16 protein-coding genes are annotated in these 19,012 nt (G+C 40.2%); 9 read left to right on the forward strand and 7 right to left on the reverse strand.

From position 1 onward, the window contains the following. Window positions 1-4: 4 nt before the first annotated feature. Window positions 5-829 carry a thymidylate synthase gene (locus tag BUA60_RS21550; RefSeq protein WP_072865451.1) on the forward strand — a complete coding sequence of 275 codons (825 nt, stop codon included), beginning with the start codon at window positions 5-7 and terminating at the stop codon, window positions 827-829. Between the two features lie 203 nt (window positions 830-1,032). Here BUA60_RS21550 and BUA60_RS21555 read toward each other — a convergent pair whose 3' ends face one another. Continuing rightward, the gene (locus BUA60_RS21555; RefSeq protein ID WP_072865453.1) at window positions 1,033-1,329 is read right to left on the reverse strand and encodes an isoamylase early set domain-containing protein; all 297 of its coding nucleotides are present in this window, start codon (window positions 1,327-1,329) and stop codon (window positions 1,033-1,035) included. 154 nt (window positions 1,330-1,483) lie between these two features. Then, window positions 1,484-2,566, reverse strand: coding sequence for an aminotransferase class V-fold PLP-dependent enzyme (locus BUA60_RS21560; protein WP_072865455.1), 1,083 nt, complete (start codon window positions 2,564-2,566; stop codon window positions 1,484-1,486). Between the two features lie 56 nt (window positions 2,567-2,622). Here BUA60_RS21560 and BUA60_RS21565 point away from each other — a divergent pair, with 56 nt between their 5' ends. Next, window positions 2,623-3,012: a 2TM domain-containing protein gene (locus BUA60_RS21565; RefSeq protein WP_072865457.1), complete on the forward strand. Its 390-nt coding sequence runs from the start codon at window positions 2,623-2,625 to the stop codon at window positions 3,010-3,012. A 2-nt stretch (window positions 3,013-3,014) separates the two neighbouring features. Continuing rightward, window positions 3,015-3,506 carry a dihydrofolate reductase gene (locus BUA60_RS21570; protein WP_084532722.1) on the forward strand — a complete coding sequence of 164 codons (492 nt, stop codon included), beginning with the start codon at window positions 3,015-3,017 and terminating at the stop codon, window positions 3,504-3,506. Between the two features lie 113 nt (window positions 3,507-3,619). On the opposite strand, the gene murI is transcribed toward BUA60_RS21570, so the two are convergent. Both murI and BUA60_RS21580 read right to left on the reverse strand, forming a co-directional pair. Continuing rightward, window positions 3,620-4,411 (reverse strand): glutamate racemase, encoded by a 792-nt coding sequence (gene murI, locus BUA60_RS21575; protein ID WP_072865461.1) that lies wholly within the window; start codon window positions 4,409-4,411, stop codon window positions 3,620-3,622. A 138-nt stretch (window positions 4,412-4,549) separates the two neighbouring features. Next, window positions 4,550-5,911 (reverse strand): UDP-N-acetylmuramate--L-alanine ligase, encoded by a 1,362-nt coding sequence (locus BUA60_RS21580; RefSeq protein WP_072865462.1) that lies wholly within the window; start codon window positions 5,909-5,911, stop codon window positions 4,550-4,552. Between the two features lie 306 nt (window positions 5,912-6,217). Between BUA60_RS21580 and BUA60_RS21585 the strand changes: the two genes are divergently transcribed. The 4 genes from BUA60_RS21585 (at window position 6,218) to BUA60_RS21600 (ending at window position 14,110) form a co-directional block, all read left to right on the forward strand. Then, a complete protein-coding gene (locus BUA60_RS21585; protein WP_072865464.1) occupies window positions 6,218-6,535 on the forward strand; it encodes a cupin domain-containing protein in 318 nt (105 codons plus the stop codon). Window positions 6,536-6,577: 42 nt separating this feature from the next. Further along, the gene (locus BUA60_RS21590; protein ID WP_072865466.1) at window positions 6,578-7,363 is read left to right on the forward strand and encodes an SDR family oxidoreductase; all 786 of its coding nucleotides are present in this window, start codon (window positions 6,578-6,580) and stop codon (window positions 7,361-7,363) included. 207 nt (window positions 7,364-7,570) lie between these two features. After that, window positions 7,571-13,657 carry an alpha-2-macroglobulin family protein gene (locus BUA60_RS21595; RefSeq protein ID WP_072865467.1) on the forward strand — a complete coding sequence of 2,029 codons (6,087 nt, stop codon included), beginning with the start codon at window positions 7,571-7,573 and terminating at the stop codon, window positions 13,655-13,657. Window positions 13,658-13,735: 78 nt separating this feature from the next. Then, on the forward strand, window positions 13,736-14,110 hold the full coding sequence (locus BUA60_RS21600; protein ID WP_072865469.1) for a DoxX family membrane protein: 375 nt from the start codon (window positions 13,736-13,738) through the stop codon (window positions 14,108-14,110). Window positions 14,111-14,208: 98 nt separating this feature from the next. Here the strand turns inward: BUA60_RS21600 and BUA60_RS21605 are convergent, their stop codons facing one another. The 3 genes from BUA60_RS21605 to BUA60_RS21615 all read right to left on the reverse strand — a co-directional run bounded on the left by BUA60_RS21605 (window position 14,209) and on the right by BUA60_RS21615 (window position 17,185). Further along, on the reverse strand, window positions 14,209-14,736 hold the full coding sequence (locus tag BUA60_RS21605; protein WP_072865471.1) for a DUF4136 domain-containing protein: 528 nt from the start codon (window positions 14,734-14,736) through the stop codon (window positions 14,209-14,211). A gap of 173 nt (window positions 14,737-14,909) precedes the next feature. Then, window positions 14,910-15,911 (reverse strand): GTPase ObgE, encoded by a 1,002-nt coding sequence (obgE, locus tag BUA60_RS21610; protein ID WP_072865472.1) that lies wholly within the window; start codon window positions 15,909-15,911, stop codon window positions 14,910-14,912. Between the two features lie 158 nt (window positions 15,912-16,069). Beyond that, on the reverse strand, window positions 16,070-17,185 hold the full coding sequence (locus tag BUA60_RS21615) for an adenylate kinase (RefSeq protein ID WP_072865474.1): 1,116 nt from the start codon (window positions 17,183-17,185) through the stop codon (window positions 16,070-16,072). Window positions 17,186-17,329: 144 nt separating this feature from the next. On the opposite strand from BUA60_RS21615, the gene BUA60_RS21620 reads away from it, so the two are divergent. Continuing rightward, window positions 17,330-18,484 (forward strand): 5-(carboxyamino)imidazole ribonucleotide synthase, encoded by a 1,155-nt coding sequence (locus BUA60_RS21620; RefSeq protein ID WP_072865476.1) that lies wholly within the window; start codon window positions 17,330-17,332, stop codon window positions 18,482-18,484. Between the two features lie 14 nt (window positions 18,485-18,498). Further along, window positions 18,499-18,993, forward strand: coding sequence for a 5-(carboxyamino)imidazole ribonucleotide mutase (gene purE / locus BUA60_RS21625; RefSeq protein WP_072865478.1), 495 nt, complete (start codon window positions 18,499-18,501; stop codon window positions 18,991-18,993). Window positions 18,994-19,012 lie beyond the last annotated feature (19 nt).

Here is a 19,012-nt window from a genome sequence, read left to right on the forward strand (position 1 = left end):
GATTATGAAACAGTACCACGACTTACTAAAACATGTATTGGAAAACGGAACCCAAAAGGGAGATAGGACCGGTACAGGTACCAAAAGTGTTTTTGGATATCAAATGCGTTTTGACCTTGCCGAGGGATTCCCCATGGTAACCACAAAAAAACTACATTTAAAATCGATTGTCCATGAATTGCTTTGGTTTCTAAAAGGCGATACCAATATTGGCTATTTGCAGGAAAACGGTGTTCGTATTTGGAATGAATGGGCGGATGAGAATGGGGATTTGGGCCCTGTATATGGATATCAATGGCGCAATTGGAACGGTGACGAGATAGATCAAATAAAAGAAGTAGTAAACGCACTCAAAACGAACCCCAACAGTCGCCGTATGTTGGTTTCCGCTTGGAATCCCAGTGTGCTTCCAGATACCTCAGTATCTTTTTCGGAAAATGTAGCCAACGGAAAAGCGGCATTGCCTCCTTGCCATGCCTTTTTTCAATTTTATGTTGCCGATGGAAAATTGTCCTGTCAATTATACCAAAGAAGTGCCGATATATTTTTGGGAGTCCCTTTCAATATAGCGTCCTATGCCTTATTCACCCTTATGATGGCACAAGTTTGCGGACTTCAACCCGGTGAATTTATCCACACCTTTGGTGACGCACATATCTACAACAACCATTTTGAACAAGTGGAACTACAGTTAAGTAGACAACCTAGGCCCTTGCCAAAAATGGTCCTGAATCCTGAAGTAAAGGATATATTCGACTTTACTTTTGAAGATTTTAGTTTATTGGATTATGATCCACACCCACACATAAAAGGAATCGTGGCAGTTTAGCAAATTATGGCAGGCCCTTTAGGGGGAAGAAAACAATTCATAATTTATGGTTGCACATCAAAAAGGCGACCACAAAAATAGGCCTGAAACATGGCTGTGTACCTACCTTTACTTTAGAAAATGCGTATTAAAGCAGGAGCCACAATTTTAATAAAACCGACACCATTGAAACTATGATTCCAATGGTATCGGATGTAATTTCGTTAAAGTTCCAATACTGAATTCTCAGCTCCGGCAAATTCGTTCCACTGGAAACGATCGGCCTCAGCTTCGTTAACATAATTACCGTCAACTATATATTTGAATTCATATGTACCTTCCTTTGGCAAATCGAAAGTTCCTTTGAAGGTTCCGTTTTTTAGTTTCTTCAGTGCACTTCCTTTTGGGCTCCAATTATTAAAATCCCCAACTACAGCCACCTTCTTTGCATCCTCAGCAGGTACAGAAAAAGTTACCTTGCATATTGGCTTACTCTTTAAGTATTGTTTTGTAATTCCCATAACCTCTATATTTTAGATTAAAGCGCAAAATTACATCATTAAATGCCTCATTACCAATGACCAATATCATTTTTATCATTTTCTTAAAATAAGTTTAACAATTGACCTTCTTTGATAATTTTAACAGATAAAATTCCCAAGTAAACAACAATGTCTAACTTCTTTTTAAGATTCCCATAATCTTATCTATCTCATTTTCTGTATTGTAGAAATGAAAACTTAAACGAATACCATTTCCTCGTTGTGCACAAACCACATCGTGCTCCATTAGCTTGGCATATAATTCCTTATCCCCGGGGATATTGAATATTGAACTATGTTCTTTTCTTTTGACCACGAACTCTTCCAACATACCTAAATTTTCCAGTTCGCCCTTTGCCTTTATAGAAAGCTTTTTAATCTGTTCGGCTATATTATCCATTCCAATATCCGATAGAAACCCCAGGGAATAATTTAGACTCCCAAAATTGAAGGTGTCCAAATGCCCAGGCTCAAACTGTTTGGCAAAGGATATCTTCTCCTTAGCTTCCATGTCCCCATCCGCAGCATTAAAACCTGTAGACCTGCACTTGAATTTGGAATGAGTGTCCTCTGCAAACATCAGAAACCCGTTACCATAGCCACCAAGTAACCATTTATAGGAACTGGCACCTAGCACATCTATTCCGGAATCCTCAAAGTTAAAAACCTCAGTGCCCAAAAATTGCGTACCATCAGCAATGATCACTAGATCTGGAAAATCTTTTTTTAAATTTCTCAGGAACTCTAGATCTACCTTGATTCCATTTAGCCACTGCACCAAACTAAGCGCCAAGACATTAATGTTGTCCTTTTTTATCCTATCATAGATATTCTCCTCCAAAGCATCCGTCACTTTTAAGTAATAGGTGACGCACTCCCTAGTTTCAAATGGCCAGTTCACAGAAGGATAATCCCCTTCCAACAGCAATACGTTCCTTGTGGCTTCCATGCCTTCCAACAATAAATTAAGTCCGATGGAAAAATTAGGAACCAATGCCACATTATTGGCTTTGCAACCAAAGAATTTCCCAATAGAATTTCTGGTTTCAGAAATAAGTAGATGACCTTTCATCTTCATTTTGCTCCCTCCAATTAAAAAATCAAGGTCATGTTCCTGCCGCCAGTCCAGAAGACCATCATAAAGAAGGCCAGAAGTGGCAGTATTGACATAGGTATATTGACTTAAAACTGGGAATTGCTTGATAATCTTTTGCATATCCAAACTGGTAAATTTTGTATTTATGGTATCTTTGTCTAAAGATAGGAATTAGGATGTTCTCCATTAATAAAAAAAAATCACTTATAGAATTGGAACAGCATGAACTATTGGAACATGCCCAAATGAGAATAAAGCAAAAAAAGCGACTTTATAATCATTTGGTTGTGTTTTTGATCGGCAGTGTATTCATGATCATCATCAATAAAATATTGAAGTATGGCGTGGAGTACAACTGGTTTATTTGGGCCATTACTTTCTGGGCCTTTTTGTTTGCAATCCACCTCTTTAACGTATTTGTTACTACCAAATTTATGGGCTTGGAATGGGAAAGGTCTCAAAGGGAAAAACTGGTCCTGAAGCAGAAACAAAAAATAGCCGAATTGCAGAAGGAGATTGAAACGGAATTTCCATTATCCAACATCAATAAAAAAAAAGAAGAGTGAACATTCTATGTATTATAGCCGCTGCCGCGGAGAACAACGCTTTGGGAAAAGACAACGACCTGTTGTGGCATTTACCCGATGATTTTAAACGGTTCAAAAGTCTTACTTCAGGGCATAAAATAATCATGGGGCGCAAAACCTTCGAGAGCTTCCCCAAACCCTTGCCCAACAGAACCCATATCATTATAACCAGAGATAAAAACTACAAAGTAAAGTACGAAGATTGTATAGTAGTACATTCCTTGCAAGAGGCCTTGAATCTTGTAAAAGGCGATCCCTTATCCTTTATAATAGGTGGGGGCGAAATATACAAACTAGGTTTGAAATACGCCAATCAAATGGAACTGACAAGGGTACACGGAACCTTTGATGCGGATACCTTTTTTCCAGAATTCGACAAGGACAAATGGCAGCTGACAAAAGAAGAATACCACCCCAAGGATGACCGACATGAATATGAATTTACCTATTTAACCTATACCAAAAAACAATAAGGAATAAGCCAATTACCATAGAGCAAACCCGTATATCAACAATGGCAGCCCAAAGCGGCATCGGAAGGAAATTATCGATAGTATTTCCACGGGCAACTGTACTAGTATAAAAACTAAAAATTTAGAAACTGTGCACTATAAGGCACACTTACATCCCTTAAAAAGAATTTTAATACCTCAACATCCCCATTGGTAAAAAACTGGTGCGAACTACTTTCGCCATCCGATCCCGACAATAAATCATTTAGTTGCAAGACATTTTTGGTATGTCTGGCCACTCCCTCTCCAGAATCGATAATCTTAATATTTTCAGGTAAAATTTCCTTTATCAAAGGAAGCAAATAGGGATAATGTGTACAGCCCAAAACCAATTGATCCATACCTTGACTCAACATGGGATCCAGGTAATTCCGCAATAACTCCTTAGTTTTGGAGGTATTGATCTCACCTTTCTCGATCTGCTCTACCAGCCCAGTACCAACTTGGTCGAGTACCTTTATACCACTGGCATGCATTTCCGAAGTATTATTGAATAAAGCACTGGATAAAGTACCCTTGGTTGCCAAAACACCAACTGTTTTAGTTTTGGAATTAAGGGCAGCGGGTTTAATCGCTGGCTCAATACCGATAAGGGGGACGCTATAACTGGCCCTAAGTTCCTTTATGGCGTTGGTGGTAGCGGTGTTACAGGCAACTACAATAAGTTTACAACCCTTTTGCAGAAGAAATTCCACATTCTTAATACTAAGTTGAAGTATCTGTTCCTTCGATTTTTCTCCATAGGGTGCATTCCTACTATCGGCCAGATAAATAGTGGATTCATAGGGAAGAACCTTGTTAATCTCCCGCCATATGGAGGTGCCACCAATGCCGGAATCAAAAATACCTATGGGTCCTTTATTCATTTAAAACAAAAAGATTAAACAGCCATAAATTTACATTAATATTGCTTCTTGGAGTAGTCTCTTTATTGAAATAAAACGCCAGCTTCTCCACATTTTATTTTTTTTCACATAGTCCAACACCACAGAAAGGCCTACTGCCTAATACTTTTCAACCAACACCTTAACCTCCTCCAAATTCAATCCTCCATAATTCCCAGAGCTCATCAAAAGTAGTACGGAATTATCATATTCCTGGCCAAAAACATAGTTTTTGAAATCTTCGGCATCGGTAAAAATCTGTAAATCGTCGCGAACAAAGGCTTCCGATATTTGTGCAGGAGTAACCTCCTTAAGTTTCTTTATCCTAACCGATTCCGGCAAATAAAAAACCGCCGCTACATCCGCAGCTTCCAAGGCACCTTTATATTCCCTTAAAAATTCCGGATTAAAACTGCTATAGGTGTGCAATTCCAGACATGCAATTAATTTTCTGTCCGGATACTGCTCTTTAACGGCTTTGGTTGTGGCCATTACTTTACTGGGTGAATGCGCAAAATCCTTATAAGCAACGCAGGTCTTTCCCTCAGCAATTTTTTCCAATCTTTTGGAAGCCCCTTTAAAGGATGCAATGGCCTCATAGAAATCGTCCTCGTCCACTCCCATATTTTGACATATCCATTTTGCCCCGGCCAAATTGCTCAGGTTATGCTTTCCAAAAACTTCGATAGGCATAGGGCCTTCCGGGGTTTCCAAAATGGTTTGTCCATTTTCAACAGCATAGTCAGGAGTGTTGTAGGGGAGTTTGCGTATAGCATTCTCCGAGGCTTTTACCACCCTATCCACCTCAGGGTCTTCCTCATTATAAGTAATACTACCTCCCTTTACAATACTATCCACAAAAATCCGGAATTGCTCCACGTAATTGTCATATGTAGGAAATACATTAATGTGATCCCAGGCTATACCGCTCAACAAGGCAATATTGGGTTTGTATAGATGAAATTTAGGCCGCCTATCTATTGGGGAAGACAAATATTCATCACCCTCCAGCACTATAAAATCGTTCTCCTCGGTAAGATGTACCATACGGCCAAAACCTTCCAATTGGGCCCCTACCATAAAATCTACGGCTATGTCGTGATAATTTAAAACATGTAATATCATGGAAGTAATGGTAGTCTTACCATGGCTCCCTCCTATGACCACTCGGGTCTTATTTTTGGACTGTTCGTAAAGAAACTCCGGATAGGAAAATATTTTCAATCCCAATTCCTGGGCCTTAAGTAGCTCAGGATTGTCCGCCTTGGCGTGCATCCCCAAAATCACTGCATCCAAATTGGAGTTCAATTTCTCTGGAAACCAGCCAAATTGTTCCGGCAAAAGCCCTTTGGTTGCCAACCTGGTTTTGGAAGGTTCAAAAATTACGTCATCACTCCCTGAAACAATATATCCCTTATGATGTAATGCCAAAGCCAAATTGTGCATAGCACTGCCCCCGATGGCAATAAAATGAATGTGCATGAAAAGATTGGTTTAAGGGGTAAAGATAATCATTGTTCAAGGCTATCAAAAAAAGTTAGCCTATGGTTTTACGCAATAAGGAAAAAATAACCAAACCCTTGAATAAGCAGTACCCCTTATTAGAACAGGTCCTGGCCAGAAGTTTAAACCGAATTCCCTACCAAGAGCGTTGATTGGTTCTACTTTCGCTTTTGAATAAGCCAGCAGCTTTTAAAATACGGATATCACGAGTAAAGATTGGATTACGATAAAAAACTATATCCGAACCCTCAATATTTTTTAATTTAGTACCAAAGAACACTATCCATGAAAATAAAACTTGCCGAAATTGTTCCCAAGGAAATTATGCCTGGCTACCACGGCAAACTTATACACACCCAAAATATGAGTCTAGCTTTTTGGGAGGTGGAAGCTGGCGCCAAGGTCCCCGAACATGCACATATGAATGAGCAGGTAATGCAGGTATTGGAAGGAAAATTTGAATTTACCCTAGGCGGCGTTACCAAAACCTATGAACCAGGGGATCTGGTTATAATTCCACCCCATGTTTCGCATAGTGGCTTAGCACTAACCCCCTGTAAATTAATGGATGTTTTTAGTCCCACAAGGGAAGAATATAAATAAACCTATTATCCCGGTGGGATAGTGTTAAAACATATTATCAGGATGAAGATATCACTCAAAAACAAAAAAGCATTGGTCGGCGGTAGTAGCCGTGGAATTGGCAGGGCCATTGCCCAACAATTAGCTGCCAGTGGCGCAAGCGTGACCGTCATGGCCCGTAGCGAGGAACAATTAAAATCCCTGATATCCAATTTGCCCACGGACAGCGGACAGCAACACCAGTATTTGGTGGTAGATTATTCCAATTTGGATGCTTATAAGAAAAGTATAGCGACCTTCTTTCAAACCAACACGGTAGATATTTTGGTGAACAATACCCAGGGACCATCGGCAGGAGGTGCCTTGGACAAAAAGATCGATGATTATCAGGAAGCTTTTGATCTTCTTTTTAAGACTGTGGTATTCACCACAGAACAGGCGCTTACGGGTATGATATCCAAGAAATACGGTCGTATTATTAATGTTGCCTCGGTTTCCGTAAAGGAGCCGTTGCCCTATTTGGCCCTTTCGAATAGCATACGTGCCGCTGTTGTTACCTGGTCCAAAACCCTGGCTTCCGATGTAGGTAAATACAATATCACTGCAAACTGCACCCTAACGGGTTATTTTAACACGGAAAGACTAAAGCAACTTAATGGTGCCAAGGCCAAATCCTTGGGTATTCCCCTTACAGAAGTTGAAAATCAAATGCTCTCCAATGTACCTGTTGGACGATTTGGAGACCCAACGGAATATGGCCATTTGGTTACTTTTTTGGCCTCTGAGTACGCCTCTTTTATAACAGGCACCAATATTCCTATTGATGGTGGTTTGCTAAAGTCACTTTAAACAACTGGCAAACAAGACAAAGAGCGACCTAGAGAGGTTAAGGCTTGTATGGACACAAAAAAATCCCTGTACCAATAAAGCAACGTTGGTATTCTTTTTGCATCTAGTCACTTCATGGTGTGTTCACTCACTTAAAAGTGCATTTCACTCATTATGGATTGCAACCCCATGAAATAAACGCCAATTTTGTTAAATATATCAATACAAATGAAAAAGATAGCAACAATATTTACCTTAATCCTATTCTCTCAAATGGCACAATCCCAGTCTACCAACGATACCTATTCCTCTTTATGGCAAAGGGTTCAAAAATTGGAGAACGAGGCCATGACCAAATCGGCATTGGACATAGTAGCTTTAATTTCAAAAAAAGCCAAAAAAGAGCAGAATTCAGTTCAGATCATTAGATCGCTTATATATACCTCCAAATACGCACTTAACTTGGAGGAGGATGCCCAATTAAAAATTGTCCGCGATTTTAAACAAGAAATAGACCAAAGTAAGTTCCCTACCAAAAATATCTTGGAAGGCTATTTGGCAAATATGTACTGGCAATATTTTCAACAAAACAGATATCGATTCTACGACCGGACTACAACTGCGAAGAAAGTGGATAGTATTGATTTTAGAACCTGGGACCTTAGCACTATTTTTCATGAAATAAGCCTGCATTTTGATGCTTCATTACAAAAACCTTTGGAACTACAGCAGCTAAAAGTGGATGCTTATAATGAAATCCTTAATGAACAAAAAGGTTCCGAATTATACCGCCCCACCCTATTTGATCTTTTAGCCCATTCTGCACTGGATTTTTATAAAACCAGTGAAAATAGCATTACACGTCCGGCAGATAAATTTGAATTGGACAACCCTGAAATATTATGTGAGGGAAAACAATTTGTGGAACATCAAATCAGCACCAAAGACAATACTTCCTTACAGTCCAAGGCAATAATACTTTATCAGCAACTCTTGGATTTTCATTTTCAGGACCCTACGGATGAAGCCTATGTGGAAGTTGATATTGAACGTCTAAAATATATTAAGAAAAATGCAGTATTTCCCAACAAGGACCAACAATACCTGGAGGTTTTGCAAAATACCGCCGAATCTATCAAAAACAATAAAAGCTGGGCTTTGTACCAGTACGAAATTGCCATGTTGTACCGGGAATGGGGCAACAGCTACCAACCTAATATCAAAGAGGAGTACAGATGGAAACAGAAAGAGGCCATGGCCGTATGTGAATCTGTAATAGATAAGTTTCCTAACAGTAGGGGCGCCGAAAAATGTAAGGCACTAAAATCGGACATATTATCCAAAGACCTTCAATTAACCGGGGAAAGACATATTCCAATTAACCTACCTTCCCGTTTACTTGTAGAATACAAAAATCTACATTCACTTCAATTATCGGCCCGCAGGATTACCCAAAAAGAGATAAAGCAGCTGAACAGCCTTTATTCCGAGGAAAAAATATTGGCTTTTATTAAAAAATTAACGGAAGTCAAGAGTTGGGATACCAAGCTTATCAACGAGAATGATTACCAATCCCACAAAATTGAAATCCTGTTGCCAGAATTAAGTAACGGGTCCTACATTATTTTGGCCTCTCCAAGCACCGATTCCGGCATCACCTTCGCCTATAGCCCTATCCAAGTCACCAATTTGGCATTGGTGGAGGGGGATACCAACACGGAACATAACTTTCAGCTAATTGATCGTAATAATGGAAAGCCAATGTTAGGAGCTACACTAAAATTCTCCTATCAACAGAACTACGAAAGACCCATCCTGACCAAGACCTTGATTTCCGACCAAAACGGGATGGTAACACTTCCCTTAAGCAGCGAAAGGTGGAGCAATGTAGACATCCAGATCAACACTAAAAATGAGGAGGCCCATTTTGAAGATTTTTATGTTAATGCCAAATATGACCAAGGAGAGGATGACAACCTCTATTCCTGTTTTTTGTTTACGGACCGTAGTATTTACAGGCCTGGCCAACCCGTATATTTTAAAGGGTTGGCTATGGTACAAAAAGACGATAAATCCACCGTGCTTAACAAAACTAAAATAACGGTGAGCCTTATGGATGTAAATCATCAAGAAGTTTCCCAACAGGAATTTAAAACCAATGATTATGGCTCCATTTCAGGCACATTCATTTTACCCAATAATGAGCTTACAGGAAATTATTATTTGAAATTGGATTCTGACGAAGTTGAAATTAGCGGCAACAGTTATTTTTCAGTGGAAGAATACAAGCGTCCCAAGTTTGAAACCTCATTGGAAGCCATTACAGAGACGTATAGGGTTAACGATACTATCTCCGTTAAGGGAAAGGCCAAGGCCTATGCCGGAAGCCTTATTACAGGTGCCAAGGTAAGCTATACGGTTAGGCGAGTGGTGTACTACCCTAAATGGTATTATTGGCACCTGCCCTATTCTGATGGGGTCCCCCAGGAAATTACCCATGGCGAAACGATTACCGATGCCAACGGCAACTACGAAATTAACTTCAAAGCCATACCAGATCTAAGTATTGCCAAGGAGAATATGCCCACTTTCAACTATGAGGTTACGGCAGATGTTACGGACCTCAATGGCGAGACCCATAGTGCAACTACCATGGTCAACGTGGGGTATCATGCGCTAACGGCCGATATTCAAATTAATGATCCTTTGAACAAGGAAGACAAAAATCCTAAGATAACCATCTCCTCCTATAACCTTAACGGTGAGTTTGTTGCAGCGCAAGGAAGCCTAAAAATGTATAAATTAAAGGCACCGAACAATGTCCTTAGACCAAGACCTTGGGCTGCTCCGGATTATGATGGCTTTGGAAAAACCAAGTTTAAGGAACTTTTCCCCCATGATGCCTTTGGCAAGGAAGATAACCCGGCCTTTTGGGAAAAAGGGGAATTGGTTTGGAAATCCAGCTTTGACACTGGAATATCCAAAGAAGTCGACTTGGGCAACGTAAAAAAATGGTTGTCCGGCAAATATGTCATTGAATTGGAAACAAAGGACAAATTTGGTCAACTGGTAAAGGATATTACACAGACTACTTTCTACAGTGACAAGGACAAGAAACCGGCGGATAATCAAATTTTTCGAATAAAGACCGATAAAAACTCTTATTCCATTGGGGACAAAATGAAACTAATCTTGAGCTCCGCCGTGGAAGATCTTACCATTTCCCTATTCGTTGAAAAGGATCGTAAAATCGTTGCAACACACCTAATTGAATTGCACAATGACTCAAAGACCATTGAAATTCCGGTTACTGCCGATGACTTGGGAGGATTTGCCATAAATTATAGCTTCTCTGCATACAATGCCTTTCAATCGGGCAGCCTTTCCATTGCTGTCCCCTACCCGAGTTCTGAGTTAAAAATTGAAACAATTACCTTTCGGGATAAGCTCCAGCCTGGAAAAGAGGAAACCTGGTCCTTTAATATTAAAGGCCCCAAAGGTGATAAGGTTACCGCCGAACTACTGGCAAGTATGTACGATGCCTCATTGGATGCCTTTAAAGGACATCATTGGAATTTCTCCCCGAACTACAGGGGGCAATACTACTCCAACAGACATCTTAATGCTCATAAAAGTTACGGGATCACCTCCTTTAATGCCTATCTAAATTTTGGAGATAGGTTTACATATGACCCTCAATATTATGACTCCTTTGATTGGTTCGGTTTCCATTTTGGATATGGTTATGCCCTACGCGACAGAATGATGATGAAGAGCAGTGCACCAGGTATACAAAGGGCAGAATTTGCCGATAGTGAATCCCTGGAGGAAACAGTTATTACCGGAAGTGGGGCCCCAGCCCCAGAAAATAAAGGGAACAACGACCCAATTGTCCCAACTGGGGACGATAGCAAAAACGGCTTTGACGATATCCAAATCAGGAAAGACCTTCAAGAAACTGCCTTTTTCTTCCCGCAGCTACTAACCGATAAGGACGGAAATGTTTCCTTTACTTTCACTACCCCCGAGGCCTTGACCAAATGGAAGCTACAGCTACTGGCTCATACCAAGACCATGGAAAGCGCCACCTCCACTTTGGAAACCGTTACGCAAAAAGAATTAATGGTTACCCCAAATGCACCCCGTTTCTTGCGGGAGGGAGATAAAATTACGATCAGCACAAAAATCGCGAATCTAACCAACAAATTGCTCAGCGGGAATGCCAAGTTGGAATTGATAGATGCCTTTAGCGGAAGGGATATAACCCAAGAATTATTGATCACCGGCCCAGATTCCGAATCTGTTTTGGGCGAAAATACTTTTACGGTAGATGCCAAGGGAAATACCCAAGTATCATGGAACCTGAAAATTCCTGAAGGAATTGGAGCCGTACAGTACAAGGTAATGGCCAAGGCGGGTAATTTTAGCGATGGCGAACAAAGTGTACTTCCCGTGCTCTCTAACCGAATGCTGGTTACCGAAACCCTACCAATGTGGGTGCGGGGCAATGAAACCAAGACCTTTAGCCTAGACAAGTTAAAGAATACCACTTCCCCTACCCTAAAACATCATCAACTTAGTCTGGAGATAACTTCCAATCCGGCATGGTATGCCGTTCAGGCCCTGCCTTACTTAATGGAATATCCTTATGACTGTAACGAGCAAATATTTTCGAGATATTACGCCAATACTTTGGGAGGGTATATTGCCAATTCCAATCCAAGAATACAACAGGTATTTGACCAATGGGCAAATTCCGATGCCTTATTGAGCAATCTTGAGAAAAATGAAGAATTAAAATCGATTTTAATTCAGGAAACGCCTTGGTTGCGAGATGCCCAATCCGAAACCGAACAAAAGAAACGCATAGCACTGCTCTTCGATCTTAACAAATTAAAAAATGATCAAGAGAATGCCTTCAACAAACTTGTCCTGAACCAAATGTCGTCCGGGGCTTGGGCCTGGTTTAAGGGAGGCCCCGAAAACCGATTTATTACCCAACATATTATTACTGGCCTAGGGCATCTTAATAAATTAACCTCTACAACAAGAAGTGAGGAAGACTACAGGGTTGGAAAGAACAACAAGCTCAAAGAACAACAAGTAATAAAAAATGCGATTGCCTATTTGGACGATGAATTTGTGAAAGAATACGAGCAAATGAAAAAATACGCCAACGACCTTAACGATGACCATTTGAGCCATACCCAAATACATTATCTATACATGCGCAGTTATTATCCAGAAGTAAAGGTTTCCAAAAAAGTTGCCGAAATTATGGATTACTACACTCTTCAGGCACAAAAATATTGGGTAAAAAAAGATCTCTATTCAAAAGGTCTGCTTTCTTTAATACTCTATAGAAATGGAAGCACGGCTACCGCCAATAAGATAATAAAGTCCTTGGAGGAAAATAGCATTTTGAGTGATGAATTGGGAATGTACTGGAAAGAAAATAACAGTTCCTGGTATTGGTACCAAGCTCCAATTGAGACCCAATCCCTGTTAATAGAAGCCTTTTCCGAAATTAAAGATGATATCAGAACAGTAGACAATCTCAAAATTTGGTTGTTGAAGAACAAACAGACCAATCAATGGAAAACCACCAAAGCCACTACAGATGCAGTTTATGCCCTTCTTTTAAGGGGAAGTGAATGGTTGTCTGTAACCCAAGCCGTAGAAGTATTGATTGGAGGTGACAAAATTGAACCCGCTAAACTCGAAAATGTCCAAGTGGAAGCTGGAACCGGATATTACAAAACCTCTTGGAATAAAAAGGAAATAAGCCCAAAAATGGCAGAGGTACAGCTTAGCAAAAAAGGGGATGGTATTGCCTGGGGAGCTATGTACTGGCAATACTTTGAAGATTTGGACAAAATAACCCCTGCAGATACGCCTTTGAAATTAAAAAAGAAAGTCTTCTTAAAGAAGAACACGGATACCGGGGAGGAATTGTCAGAAATAAATGACAACACACCTTTACATGTTGGCGATCTAGTTCGTATTAGAATTGAATTAAGGGTAGATAGACCCATGGAATTTGTTCATATGAAAGATATGCGGGCCGCAGGGATGGAACCCATCAATGTCCTGTCTACCTATAAATGGCAAGATGGTCTGGGGTATTATGAAAGCACCAAAGATGCCAGCACCAATTTCTTTTTCGACTACTTGTCCAAAGGTGTATATGTGTTCGAATATGACTTAAGGGTCAACAATGCCGGGGATTTTAGCAACGGAATTTCCACCATTCAGAGTATGTACGCTCCGGAATTCAGTAGTCATAGTGAAGGAGTGAGAATTCTTATTGAATAATAAAAAAATATAATATTGTTAAAAAGGTATTGCTTTTTTTCATAAATTCATAAATAACTAACATAAAATCAAAGAATTATGAACTCTACCTTTTTTATCGCCTTGCGCTTTGTTTTTGGAATTTTTCTGATCGTCTTCGGGGCGAATAAATTTTTGCATTTTATGCCGGCAGGGCAAATGTCCGAAGCCGCAATGAACTATTTTTCAGCCTTAATGAGTACCAATACCCTTTATGTGGTGGCCATAGTGGAGATTCTTTCAGGACTTTCCTTATTGATCAATAAATTTGGTGCGTTAATGATGATTATACTCATGACCGTCTCTGTGAATGCGTTATTGTTCAATGCATTTTTGGAACCAGGATCCATCGGCCTGACTCTGGTATTGCTTATTCTCAATATAGTAATGCTGTACGCTTACAAAGAAAGATATAAGGATATACTTAGACCATAAACCATAGTAAATATATTCTATAAATAAGAAGCGGGACCAAATTTGGGTCCCGCTTCTTATTATAATATTTTAGTCATTTGCCAACTAAAACATTTGGCTTACTTTCTACTTTTTGGCGGGTATTTTTCAAGAGTTTTAGTTACCAATGCCTGTATTTTATCCTCCCTTTCACTAGGAGAACTGTTTTCCCTTAAACTACTTACTGCTATTGCCTGCCAAAAAAGTTCGTCCTTTTGACTGTCTATAAAATCGAACTGAATCTCCCGTTCCACATTGGCTGCCCCTACAGGAATACCAATGGTCATTCCACCACCAACATTTCTCCCCGTACCTCCTATTCCTACCCCTACGGTATTGTTTCTAGGAGCTTGAAAAGAGCTGCTCAAAATATTTATTAAAAATTCAGGCTCCTCGGACAACAAAAAACCCTTAGCCCGCATAGTGGAATCTATGGCCCTTAATAATCGTTTGGTATCCAATTCACTTAAACCGGTATCCATGTCCGAATAGTAATTATAGGTGGTATATTTAGAATAATCAGTATCCCTATCATAGTCATAATTTACGCGAATGGCGCTGCACGAAGCTAAAAAGAGCAAGAGCAAGAACGGGATTATACTTTTCATTATTCCAATTTTTAGAAGAGCCTGTTTAGGAAATAGTGATTATAATTTCCTAAATAGACTCTAAAATAGTGAAAATTATTATTGTCGTTTTTTAAGAGGGCAAGTATTCGTTAAAACGCAAGGGCATTAGGAGTATTAAAAACGGGCATATGCATATGCAATGAAAATTAGGCTTATTTATTCAACATGGCCCACAGTCTGTCTTTAAGTTCAACCAGCCCAATCTGTGCCACGGAGGATATAAACATATATGGCACATCCTTAAAGTCCTTATCCAATTCAATTCTCATTTCCGCAATTAGCTCCTCGTCCAACATATCTGTTTTGGAGATAGCGATCAAGCGGTCCTTGTCCAAAAGCTCCGGATTATATCTGCGAAGCTCGTCCAACAAAATTTCATATTCCTTGGAAATATCCTTGCTGTCTGCGGGGATCAAGAATAACAAGGTGGAATTACGCTCAATGTGCCTTAAAAAATAATGTCCAAGACCCTTTCCTTCGGCCGCTCCTTCTATGATACCGGGAATATCCGCAATAACAAAACTTTTAAAATCCCTGTACTCCACAATCCCCAAATTAGGTTTTAGGGTCGTAAATTCGTAATCCGCAATCTTGGGTTGGGCAGAGGTTAGAACGGATAGAAGGGTAGATTTACCAGCGTTTGGGAAACCTACCAGGCCTACATCCGCCAATACTTTCAACTCCATAATAAGGTCTAATTCCTGACCACTTTTTCCAGGCTGGGCGTATCTTGGCGTTTGGTTGGTAGCCGTTCTAAAATGCCAGTTACCGCGACCTCCCATGCCTCCTTCCAAAAGTATTTTTTCCTCCTGATCCTCGGTAATCTCCATTAGAACTTCTAGGGTTTCAGCATCTTTAATAACGGTCCCCAAGGGCACCTCCAGATAAACATCCTGTCCGTCTGCCCCACTACTGCGGTTCTTACTGCCATGCTCACCGTGACCGGCCCTAAAGGTTCTGGTAAACTTAAAGCCCAAAAGGGTCCATAAATTCTTATTGCCACGGACAATTACGTGTCCGCCACGACCCCCATCACCACCATCTGGTCCACCTTTGGTAATAAACTTTTCCCTATGCAAATGCACGGAACCTTTTCCTCCGTTACCGGATTCCAAGTGCACTTTTACATAATCCACAAAATTTCCTTCCGTCATTTTTTTAGTTTATTGTTCCAGGTTCCAATACGCAGGACCACAAATTTTTATAGTCCCACTTTAAACCTAGAAATTATGAATGGCCAATCCTAAGGACCACTGAGGAGCCTTTAAAGCCAGTTTCTCTTAACAGCGAGCATCTATAATGCACCCCTGACTTAGACTGCCTGTAACTCCTCTATTACTTTTGCCAAGCGGCTTGTAATATCTTCTATGGAACCTATTCCGTTGACACTGTGAAATTTCCCCTGGTCATCATAGTAATCCTTTAAGGGAGCTGTTTTTTCATTGTATTCATCAAAACGGTTCCGGATCATTTTTTCGTCCTGGTCGTCACTTCTGCCACTAACCTTACCTCGTTCCAATAATCTTTGTATCAATACTTCATCATTGGCTTCCAAGGCAATGGTAGCATCGATCCTCATTTCCTTACTTACCAGAAAATCATCCAATGCTTTGGCCTGTGCTGTGGTCCTAGGGAAACCATCAAAGATAAATCCGCTGGCATCGGGGTTTTTCTCTACCTCATCCTGTAACATTTTAATGGTAACCTCATCCGGCACCAATTCTCCTTTGTCTATATAAGACTTAGCCAGTGTTCCCAGTTCGGTACCATTCTTAATATTATAACGAAAGACATCCCCTGTGGAAATGTGCTTTAAATTATACTTTTCCTTTAAAAATGAAGCCTGCGTGCCCTTACCTGCACCAGGTTTTCCAAACAAAACTAGGTTTATCATGTGCTTTTGGTTTAGTTGATATACTGCTCTTAAATTTCGTCCCAATTCATTATAATCCAATCCATAACCCACTATAAACTTGTCCTCGATTTTCATGCCGAAATAGTCTATATCATACTCCCCGTTATACACTTCGGATTTGTAGAACAAGGTGGCAATTTTAAATTCCTTTACCTTGGTATTGGAAAATAGGTCTATTAGTTTTTTTACGGTCCTACCTGTATCTATAATATCTTCCAAGATAATAACACTTCTGCCCTCAATATTTTCCGGAACATCCAATAACGATTCCACAATTCCCGTAGAAGTAAGTCCTTGGTAGGAGCTTAGACGCACAAAGGAAACCTCACAGGGATATGGATAGGCTTTTAGAAAATCGGAAACGAACATAAATGCCCCGTTTAGGACACCCACAAATATGGGAGTTTCCTTCTTGTAATCCACAGCGACCTGGTCCGCAATCTTTTTTATCGCGGCCATAATCTCACCTTCACTAATAAAAGGCTTAAAATATTTGTCGTGTAGCTTAATCAAGACTAATGTTTTTATAATAAATTCAAGATGCCAAATATAGCACTTTGATTTCTCTTTTTTAAGGGTCCAGGCCTAGTTTCTAAGATTTAGCTGTATTTTTGTTCCTAATATACAATCTACTTTAATACAAGTGAATCATTTCCAATGAACTATTTTTCTTCTGAATTTAAATTAGGAATACTAGGAGGCGGTCAATTAGGTAAAATGCTTTTGTACGAAACAAGAAAATTCGATATCCATACCAAGGTATTGGACCCTTCGGACGAAGCTCCTTCCAGAATAGCCTGCAATGAATTTTTTAAGGGCGATTTAATGAATTTTGATGCGGTTTATGAGCTCGGTAAAAAAGTAGACGTGCTTACCATAGAAATCGAGAACGTAAACCTGGATGCCTTGGAAAAATTAGAGGATGAAGGATTGAAGGTATTTCCGCCCACTAGAGCACTGCGCATTATTCAGAACAAGGCAAAACAAAAACTGTTTTATGTGGACAATAATATACCCACTGCAGATTTTCAGCGTTTCGCTTATAAAAGTGAGATTGAAGACAGTGTTGCCAATGGCGGACTAAAATTCCCTTTTATTTGGAAAGCCACACAATTCGGATATGACGGCCAAGGGGTCAAGGTAGTTCGCAAACTGGAAGATCTGAACGGTCTGCCGGCTGGCGAATGCATTACCGAAGAAATGATAAATTTCAAAAATGAACTGGCCGTGATCGTAGCACGGAGTGCCAGTGGGGAAGTAAAAACCTATCCCGTAGTGGAAATGGAGTTCCACCCTGAGGCCAATCAGGTGGAATATGTTATTTGTCCTGCACGCATAGACGCCAAAATAGCGGAAAAAGCCCAGGAAATAGCATTACAACTCTCCAATAAAATTAAGCACGTTGGACTTTTGGCCGTGGAAATGTTCCAGACACAGGACGATAGAATTCTGGTAAACGAGGTGGCCCCGAGACCCCATAACAGTGGACATTACAGTATTGAAGCAAGTTATACAAACCAATTCGAACAACATATACGTGCCATTCTAGACCTTCCTTTGGGAAATACCGCCAGCAAAGTAGCCGGCATTATGGTGAATTTGGTAGGTGCAGAAGGCCATACCGGCAACGTGGTCTATGAAAATATAGAAAGGATATTGAGCATGGATGGCGTTACACCACATATTTACGGTAAAAAACAGACCAGGCCTTTCAGAAAAATGGGACATGTCACCATAGTGAACAACGACATTAAAGAGGCAAGAAGAATAGCCGAACAAGTTAAGAATACCATAAAAGTAATTAGCGAATAAAAATTTTCAATGATATGAGTAAAGTAGCCGTAGTTATGGGAAGCACCAGCGACCTCCCTGTTATGCAAGAAGCCATTGATATCTTAAAAGGTTTTGACATTGAGGTAGATGTAGATATTGTCTCTGCACACCGTACCCCTGAAAAATTGTTCGATTTTAGCAAGAATGCCCATAAAAATGGCTACTCCGTAATCATTGCCGGTGCAGGTGGGGCAGCACATTTACCGGGAATGGTGGCGTCCATGTCCCCTCTACCCGTAATAGGTGTTCCCGTAAAAAGCAGCAATTCCATAGATGGGTGGGACTCCATCCTATCCATACTACAAATGCCGGGAGGTGTTCCCGTGGCAACAGTAGCACTTAATGGTGCAAAAAATGCAGGAATTTTAGCGGCCCAGATCATTGGAAGCTCGGATAAATGTGTCCTGGACAAGATTATTTTTTACAAGGAAGGCTTGAAGCAAAAGGTCATTGAAGGAGCCGAGGAAATGAAAAAAGGAAAATCTTAAATAGTTATCCATTTTTACT

It is taken from the genome of Arenibacter palladensis (assembly GCF_900129275.1).
Lineage (GTDB): Bacteria > Bacteroidota > Bacteroidia > Flavobacteriales > Flavobacteriaceae > Arenibacter > Arenibacter palladensis.